This is a genomic window from Prosthecobacter sp. (assembly GCF_049294395.1).
In the GTDB taxonomy this organism is placed as follows: Bacteria; Verrucomicrobiota; Verrucomicrobiia; order Verrucomicrobiales; family Verrucomicrobiaceae; genus Prosthecobacter.
The window spans coordinates 1-6,852 of sequence record NZ_JBAQCR010000156.1 but is presented as its reverse complement, the minus strand read 5'-3'; the positions used below and the strand labels follow the sequence as shown (position 1 = coordinate 6,852).

The following is a 6,852-nucleotide window of genomic DNA, read 5'->3' as shown; positions in this document are numbered from 1 at the left end:
GGTGAGGGAGATGCGGTGGAAGCGCTCGCTGGAGGCGTTGATCGTGAGGGTGGAGGCAAAGGCCAGCGTGCTGGGTGGCACGGCGCCGCCCGTGGAGTCGAGCTGTCCGGTGAAGGGATTGAAGATCATGTCAGGTGGCGGTGATGGAGGTGATGTTGGTGCCGTCGTTGCCAAAGGTCAGCGTCTTGAGCGTGGTGCCGCTGCTGCCTCCGGACTTGTACACGGCGGTGGCCACGAAGGCTCCGGAGTAGGTGAGCTCGCAGTAGTCCGCGCCATAAGGCAGCGCGGGCGCGGAGAGGTGCAGGCCGTTTTTCAGGAACTCCAGCAGCCGCCGCATGAAGTGCCGGGGCTCGATGGGCGCGGGTGCTTCCTCGATCATTTGTTCGATGCTGGGGGTCAGTTTCATGGGCGTGGTTTCAAGTTTCGGGTGCGGTTATGAGAAAAGTTCACTGGAGCCGGGCGGCGGTGGTTTGTGGTTCAGCAGCAGGTGCATGCCCCACAGGAGCAGACCCACCGCGGCGATGCCGATCAGCGCATTCATGGCGCCACTGCCGCAGCGGGACTTTTGGCTGAAACCTGTGCGGACAGCGCCTGCTGCAGCGCAGGGATGTTTCGCACCTCCTGTGCAGACATGGCGGCCACGGCGGCGCTGGTGCTGCCGCCGGAGATCAGCAGCGCACCGCCACCGGCCAGGAGATCCTTCTCCAAATTTCCGATGATCTGCGCCTGCACGGCCGGCGTGGTGATTTTCAGGATGGCCGGATTCGTGCAGGAGCCAAGGGCCAGGACGGCCACGAGTGCGGCGGTGACAAGGATAAGTGCGTGGGTTTTCATGGGATTAGTTTTCGGTTCTCGGTTCTCGGTTCTCGGTTTCGACATTCGACATTCGACATTCACACCACGTCTCCAGGCCTCCACTCCTCGCCTTGAACAGTGGTAGTATATGGTATTCGGTGGTCTGCGAGGTCGTTCCGGCTGATGGCCTGCATCAGCGCCTCAAACTGCGGGCCGCGCTGCAGCCAGGTGCTGTGGCCGCAGGAGTCGTCGCTGTGGTCCTGCACCACCTCGGGGAAAAGCGCCGCAAACTCCCGGCCCCGCAGTCCCAGCGAGCCATAGCCCAGTCCCAGCCAGCTGATGAGCGGGCGCGTGGCGGCGGCAAATCGAAGCGCGCCGTCATTCCGGCTGCCATAGATGTGGATGCGGCGGATCAGCCCTTCGCGGATGGCCTCGGCAAAGTCCTCCTCATCCGCCGCCGGAGCGATGAGGTGCGCCGCATCGATCTCCGCACCGCAGGCCTCCAGCACGCGCGCGATGAGGTCGCACCCATTGCTGTGCCCCACCAGCACCAGGCGATAGCCCGCGCGCCGGTAGTAGCCCACCTTCTTGGAAATCTCATCCGCCCGCTGGCGCTGACGCAGCCGCCGCAGCAGCGTACTGCACGCATACTCAAACTTCTCCGCCACCACCCCGTCCGGCAGCCGTGTGTTGATCCACGTCACAAACCGGTCCGTCCACCCCTCCGCGTCTCCGGGGTTGTTGCGGATGCCGTTGATGGCGATGTAGCAGGTGCGCGTGTTCATGGTTTGTGGTGTGTTATGGTATTGCTGGCCTGCATGGCGGCGTCCCGCAGGGCGTCAAAGCTCAGCGTCTCCAGCTTCTCCACCCGCTTCGTCTGCAGGTCGATCAGCTCCGCGATCTGCTGCGCCTGGTTGTTCAGCGCATCGCTGAAGCGGTTCACCGTCTCGATGCCCTTGCCCCACACCGCGCGCAGAATCAGCACGATGAACCCCGCCAGCGCGATGATGAAGCCGATGAGCACCACATGCAGCGGCTGGATCGCCAGCTCCTGCGGGTCAATGCTCGCCAGCCGCACATACCACCCCGCCACCGTGGCCGCCACAATGCCCAGCGCGCTCACCGCCGCACCGAGGATGCAGGTGGCCAGCGAGAGGGGCACATCAAAGTGGGAGGGATCGAGCGGGAGTTTCATGGGGTTTCAATGTGACATTGTTGGATGCTCTCATCATGCCGAGAAGACCCCTTCTGAAATACAAGCCACGAGGGTCATTGAGCTCGTTGCTGAGCTGGATGCAAATTCACACCAATGAGCCTGCATTCCGCCGTTATAGCCTGGCGAACCGTCAGCGCCGTTTCCTCCGCCGGAAGGCCCCGAGCCACCACCGCCTCCTGCCCCCATTTGCCCCGCAGTTTGGACAATGGAGGTGGCAAGAACATGAGTGCGGCTGAGATAAACACTCCCACTGCTGCCTCCATTTCCGCCGACTCCACCCTGACCGGCAGAATTATTCGTGCTCCCAGCATCTCCACCAGTGCCTCCAATTCCACCATTCCCACCCGTCAAGGAGACGTTTCCAATTAGCGAACAGTCATAAAGCGAAACATCCCCAGCGCCCCCGCCACTTCCAGCATTGCCTCCTGCATAACCATCACCACTGCCTGGATCGGTAGTTCCAGTCGAGCCAGTTCCTCCAGTGCCACCGACAAGGGTTATGGCTGTAACACTCACACCATAAAGAGCAAAACTTGGCGAAGTAACTCCATCAGTCCCATCCATCCCAACACTTGTACCAATCATTCCTGGATCTCCTGTAAAAGTGATTTGATCAATGGAAACCATGTCCCTTCCATTGCCACGGAGATTGGCATATCCGACACCTTGAATGCATGAAATTGTTCCGATCTTCGAGGTGTCTGAATTGACTCCAAAGAAAGCCAAAGAGTCCGAAGAGCCTAGAAGCAAATCGCCCACCGTTCCAATTATGGAGAAGTTTTTCGCTCCAGCATTGTAAGCGGCTTGGATTGTTGCAAAAGGCCTGGCCGGGTCTCCAACTGCGCCGCTCGTGTCATTCCCGCTGGCCTCATATACAAACGCCATTTCTGGATATTTGATGCCTGTCGTGGACTCAATGAGTGCCGCCCCCGCTGCAGTCACCGTAAATTTCCGGTCCGAACCGCCCTGCGTGCCATAAATCAGCCCTCCCGTGGCAGGAGTTGCGGCGGTCAAGGAAGCGAGTGTTTGGTCAGCCATGAGGTGGTAGAGTGTGGTGTTCAGCGGGAAAGAATCAGGAAACTGGCGCCTTCCGCAGGAAGCGGCACCTCCTCCGCGCCGCCAGATGTTGCGTCGCGCTGGTGAAACCGTGTGCCGCCTGAGCGCCTCTCCCTGCATGAAGGCGGGCGATGGCCCGGCCATGCTGGACAGCGCGGTATGGAAGCGGAGCAGATGGTAGAGGTTCATGCATGCTGGCGGAAGTAAGCGGGCTGAGGAATGCGGGTGGTGGCGGGGGCATGCCAGAAGCTCCCGGCGGAAGCAGGTGAGGGCATTCGTTTCTGGACGCTGCAGTGCCGGAGATCATGAGGTGGGAAATCAATGAATGATCCAGTTGGTGCCGTCGCTGATGACCAGCACCTGGCTGCTTCCGCCGCCGCTCACCGTGGTGTAGGCGGTGGTGCTGGTCGCATCAGTGGCGAAGGCCATGCTGCCCGCACCGCAGGTGGAGGCCGAAGGCAGGCTGCTGACCGTGTAGCTCGGCAGCTTCACCGGCTGTGCATGGTCGGTGGTGTTTGCCCCGATGGTGGCCTTGACGACGCCGCCTCGGATGAACTGTAATTCACGCGCCGTTCCACCGCCGCTGCCCACCTCGGTGCCCAGACGTACTGTATTGGCTGTCGTCTGCCAGTCGATCACGAAAGCCTCCCAGTTGGTTGAGCTCGTGTAAGTGTTTGTAATGCGCAGCACCTGGGCAGAAGTGCCGTTCCGCAAATCCATCTGATTGGCCGCACCGGTGTCCCACAAATTGAAATAGTCAATCTCACCTGACCAACCAGTGGCTCGGTAATGGAGACCGTAGTTGTAGCTTATGCAATTGCCCCACAGGCCAAGTGCTCCCCAGTTCGAGCAGATTCTCGCCTGGTAGCCAGAGACTCCAGGCATCCCAAGGAAGAGTCCTTCGTCGGTGATGTAAGTGTAGTCTGTGCCTGCCAGCTTGAGCGTCAAAAGGCGGCCTGACACGACATCAATGGATTGCTCCTGGCCAAAGGTGTTCGCCTCAGACAACAGCGGCAGCTTGGCTCCACTGGTGCCGATGATGTCATGCGTCAGCAGGCCACCGTTGTCATTCACAGCGTTGCCAATCGCTGTGTTCACTCCGGCTCCCGGGGTGAGATTCTGAACCACGCTGCCGTCGCTCGTCAGAAGATCCCCCGCACTCGCGCCGCTGGTGGCGGTGCTGCCCGGGGTGATGCTGTTTTGTGTGGCCAGCGCCCCCAATCCCAGAGCTGTCTGCTGCTCCGCCGTCGTGCTGGACTCCAGCACCGCCGCCCCCGCCGCCGTCAGCGTGAATTTCCGATCAGCGCCACCTTGAGTGCCATAAATCAGCCCTCCCGTGGCAGGGGAGGCAGCGGTCAGTGAAGCGAGTGTTTTGTCAGCCATAAAGTAATAGGGTGTGGTATTCAGTGGGAAAGCAGCAGAAAACTGGAGCCGTCCGCCAGCAGCAGGCCGCCGGAGCCGTCCGCCAGCAGCAGCACATCCTCCGCGCCGCCCGGCGTGGAGTCGCGTGTTTGTGAAAGAGGCAGGGCCAGTCCGAGTGCGATCATAAAATCAATGAGCTGCGATGTTGGTGTTCGTGGCGGTGTTGTTGGTGGCGTTCGAGCGTGCAGGAGCGATGGGCCTCTCCGGAGGTGTCGCGTTCAAGGTCTGCTGGAGGTGAACGTGTTGCATGGCTCAGGCCAGTTCATGGAGCTTTGCGGTGTAGAAGGCATGCAGCTTCATGGACTTCGCCAGTTGCTCGCCGAGTTCGGTCGCCTTCTCCACCAGGCCGATGGTCTTCATCGCCTCGCCGGAGAGCGTGAGCGAATAGCTCTCGGCCTCGATGGCCTTGATCGCTGTTTCAATGATGCTGCGCTGGGTGTTGGTGTCGGGTTTGTTCATGAAAGGGTCAGTCATTATGAAATGTTGGTGATGATGCCATTTACAATGGTCAAGGTGTTTGCCCCGGTGGCCGAACCAGACGCTCCTGGAGTTCCACCGACCGAATACCCCTGAGCGTCGAGGGGGGCATAGCCGGATCCATCGGCTAGAAGAACCTGCAAAACGCCACTCTCATTAGCAAGTGCAGGGTATGAGGAGGTGGTGCCACCAAACTGGAGTATGGAGCTTTGAATCAATGTTCTGCCTCCGCTGGCGCCAAGGCTCAAATCCCGTAGCGTGCCCGTGCCCGCAGCCTCTGGCTTGATTTGATAGGGGCCGGAAGCTGTTGTCAGAGCAAGGCGTTCATAATTGGAATCATCCTGGTACCAGCCTGATAAGTGGAGAGTGAACGGCTTTTGCACATAGCTGTAATCACTGCCCGACAACCTCATGCAACCGCCCCCTTCAACTGGAATGATGCTCGCCCCCCCGTTGTATGACGTCCAAGTAAGGGCATGTAGACCGCCTATGATTATTCCCGCTCCTAGGAATCCAAATGACGTTCCATAGTTGATTAATTCAAACTGGAGAGAGCCGCTGCTAAACACCTGCCACCCCCCAGTCGGGCCGATGATTGTTCCCGCTGCATTGACCGCGAACTTACTTGCCCCGGAAACTTGCAAATCGATTAAATTGCCGCCAAAGCCACTTGACGCATTGAGGCCAAACAGTGTGCCATTTGTCTTCCAGTTGTTGCTCGTCGTCCCCTGTGGCTCCACCAAAAACAGCGGCTTCGTCGTCGTCGAGGTCCCGCCCGTGAAAATGGAGCCCGTCAGCGAGAGGGCAGGGGAGGAGGCCGCTCCGCTCGCGGTGAAGACGTTCGAGGCTCCGAGCAGGGTGCCGTTCACTGTCGTCGTCAGTTCTCCCACGGTGATCCTGCTCCCCTTGCTGCCGGAGGAGGCGGAGATGTCTACCACGGGTAAAAGATCGCCAGTCGCTATCGTGGAGTGGTCCAGAGCGGCGGCGCTTGAGATGGGAAGGTCAGCCATAATATTTTTATTCGACGGGGGTGTTCATATTCGTCTCCCACTGCATGCCCAGGCCGGCCTCCCACTCCCAGACGTCCGTGGCGCCACCCGGCGTGATGTCACGCGGCGGCTGAAAGAGTGGCAGTGCGAGTCCGAGTCCGATCATAATATCACAGCGCAACAATGTTCGTGGCCGTCGTGTTCGTGGCGTTCACGCGGGAGGTCGCGATGGGCAGCACGGCGCCTGCCGGCACGCCCGCAAATTTCACCGCCACTCCGTTTTCGTTGATGGCCACCACATCGCCCGTGCCGCCCACATAGAGCGCGCGCGCCGGGCCCCCTTTGATGGGGGAGGTGTCAGACGGCGTGACCGCGCGAAAGGACGAGTTTGGCACCATCTCCTGGAGGGCTCCGGGGATGGACATGGGATCAAGCGGTGTGCGGCGTCGTGAGGCAGGCATGGTGTGCGATGGGTGTTAGGGTTGAAAAAATGTGGAATACGGAGTGATGCAGTCTTTGTCTGGAGATTGTCCTCGCCCTCCTGCTCGATCTCGTCCTCGATCATTGCGTATCGCAAACACGAGCCGGGTAGAGCAGGGGAGTCGTGGAGTATCGAAGTGCTGGATTATCGAAGTAGCAGAGTGTGCTTCTTCATGGTAGTAGTGTGTTTTGTGTTTTTCGTCCTTGGTTCTTCGTTATCTGAAAATCGTCCTCGTTCTCCTGCTCGTCCTCGATCACTGCGCGCCGCAGGCTTTATCCGCCAGAAGCAGTCCTAGAGTCTTGAAAACTGAATGTCTCATTGTCTGATAGTCTGGCTGTCTCATTGTCCCTGCTCGTTCATCGGCGCTTCAAAAACTCACGCCAGCCCCGGAGCCCCCGGCATCGGCGCACCCGCCC

Annotated in this window: 11 protein-coding genes; all 11 read right to left on the bottom strand. The window is 59.7% G+C overall.

Going from position 1 to position 6,852, the window contains the following annotated elements; genetic code table 11:
- Positions 1 to 130: 130 nt before the first annotated feature.
- Positions 131 to 406 carry a hypothetical protein gene (locus WAW39_RS10580; protein WP_422318532.1) on the bottom strand — a complete coding sequence of 92 codons (276 nt, stop codon included), beginning with the start codon at positions 404 to 406 and terminating at the stop codon, positions 131 to 133.
- Positions 407 to 537: 131 nt separating this feature from the next.
- Positions 538 to 834 (bottom strand): hypothetical protein, encoded by a 297-nt coding sequence (locus WAW39_RS10575; protein ID WP_422318530.1) that lies wholly within the window; start codon positions 832 to 834, stop codon positions 538 to 540.
- A gap of 59 nt (positions 835 to 893) precedes the next feature.
- The gene (locus tag WAW39_RS10570; protein WP_422318528.1) at positions 894 to 1,580 is read right to left on the bottom strand and encodes a hypothetical protein; all 687 of its coding nucleotides are present in this window, start codon (positions 1,578 to 1,580) and stop codon (positions 894 to 896) included.
- Positions 1,577 to 1,990, bottom strand: coding sequence for a hypothetical protein (locus tag WAW39_RS10565; RefSeq protein WP_422318526.1), 414 nt, complete (start codon positions 1,988 to 1,990; stop codon positions 1,577 to 1,579). Before WAW39_RS10565 ends, WAW39_RS10570 begins: the two co-directional genes overlap by 4 nt.
- A gap of 33 nt (positions 1,991 to 2,023) precedes the next feature.
- A complete protein-coding gene (locus WAW39_RS10560) occupies positions 2,024 to 3,049 on the bottom strand; it encodes a hypothetical protein (protein WP_422318524.1) in 1,026 nt (341 codons plus the stop codon).
- Positions 3,050 to 3,385: 336 nt separating this feature from the next.
- Entirely contained in the window at positions 3,386 to 4,450 is a 1,065-nt protein-coding gene (locus WAW39_RS10555; protein WP_422318522.1) for a hypothetical protein, read from the bottom strand.
- A gap of 20 nt (positions 4,451 to 4,470) precedes the next feature.
- Positions 4,471 to 4,614, bottom strand: a complete 144-nt coding sequence (locus tag WAW39_RS10550) for a hypothetical protein (RefSeq protein ID WP_422318520.1) — start codon at positions 4,612 to 4,614, stop codon at positions 4,471 to 4,473.
- Between the two features lie 127 nt (positions 4,615 to 4,741).
- On the bottom strand, positions 4,742 to 4,963 hold the full coding sequence (locus tag WAW39_RS10545; protein WP_422318518.1) for a hypothetical protein: 222 nt from the start codon (positions 4,961 to 4,963) through the stop codon (positions 4,742 to 4,744).
- Positions 4,963 to 5,976 carry a hypothetical protein gene (locus WAW39_RS10540; RefSeq protein ID WP_422318516.1) on the bottom strand — a complete coding sequence of 338 codons (1,014 nt, stop codon included), beginning with the start codon at positions 5,974 to 5,976 and terminating at the stop codon, positions 4,963 to 4,965. Before WAW39_RS10540 ends, WAW39_RS10545 begins: the two co-directional genes overlap by 1 nt.
- Positions 5,977 to 5,983: 7 nt before the next feature.
- Positions 5,984 to 6,121 carry a hypothetical protein gene (locus WAW39_RS10535; RefSeq protein ID WP_422318514.1) on the bottom strand — a complete coding sequence of 46 codons (138 nt, stop codon included), beginning with the start codon at positions 6,119 to 6,121 and terminating at the stop codon, positions 5,984 to 5,986.
- Between the two features lie 4 nt (positions 6,122 to 6,125).
- Entirely contained in the window at positions 6,126 to 6,416 is a 291-nt protein-coding gene (locus WAW39_RS10530) for a spike base protein, RCAP_Rcc01079 family (RefSeq protein ID WP_422318512.1), read from the bottom strand.
- Positions 6,417 to 6,852 lie beyond the last annotated feature (436 nt).

Bases quoted from the DNA above. Each gene is read 5' to 3' on its own strand.
- WAW39_RS10580 (WP_422318532.1), bottom strand. From the start codon at position 406: ATGAAACTGACCCCCAGCATCGAACAAATGATCGAGGAAGCACCCGCG.
- WAW39_RS10575 (WP_422318530.1), bottom strand. From the start codon at position 834: ATGAAAACCCACGCACTTATCCTTGTCACCGCCGCACTCGTGGCCGTC.
- WAW39_RS10570 (WP_422318528.1), bottom strand. From the start codon at position 1,580: ATGAACACGCGCACCTGCTACATCGCCATCAACGGCATCCGCAACAAC.
- WAW39_RS10565 (WP_422318526.1), bottom strand. From the start codon at position 1,990: ATGAAACTCCCGCTCGATCCCTCCCACTTTGATGTGCCCCTCTCGCTG.
- WAW39_RS10560 (WP_422318524.1), bottom strand. From the start codon at position 3,049: ATGGCTGACCAAACACTCGCTTCCTTGACCGCCGCAACTCCTGCCACG.
- WAW39_RS10555 (WP_422318522.1), bottom strand. From the start codon at position 4,450: ATGGCTGACAAAACACTCGCTTCACTGACCGCTGCCTCCCCTGCCACG.
- WAW39_RS10550 (WP_422318520.1), bottom strand. From the start codon at position 4,614: ATGATCGCACTCGGACTGGCCCTGCCTCTTTCACAAACACGCGACTCC.
- WAW39_RS10545 (WP_422318518.1), bottom strand. From the start codon at position 4,963: ATGACTGACCCTTTCATGAACAAACCCGACACCAACACCCAGCGCAGC.
- WAW39_RS10540 (WP_422318516.1), bottom strand. From the start codon at position 5,976: ATGGCTGACCTTCCCATCTCAAGCGCCGCCGCTCTGGACCACTCCACG.
- WAW39_RS10535 (WP_422318514.1), bottom strand. From the start codon at position 6,121: ATGATCGGACTCGGACTCGCACTGCCACTCTTTCAGCCGCCGCGTGAC.
- WAW39_RS10530 (WP_422318512.1), bottom strand. From the start codon at position 6,416: ATGCCTGCCTCACGACGCCGCACACCGCTTGATCCCATGTCCATCCCC.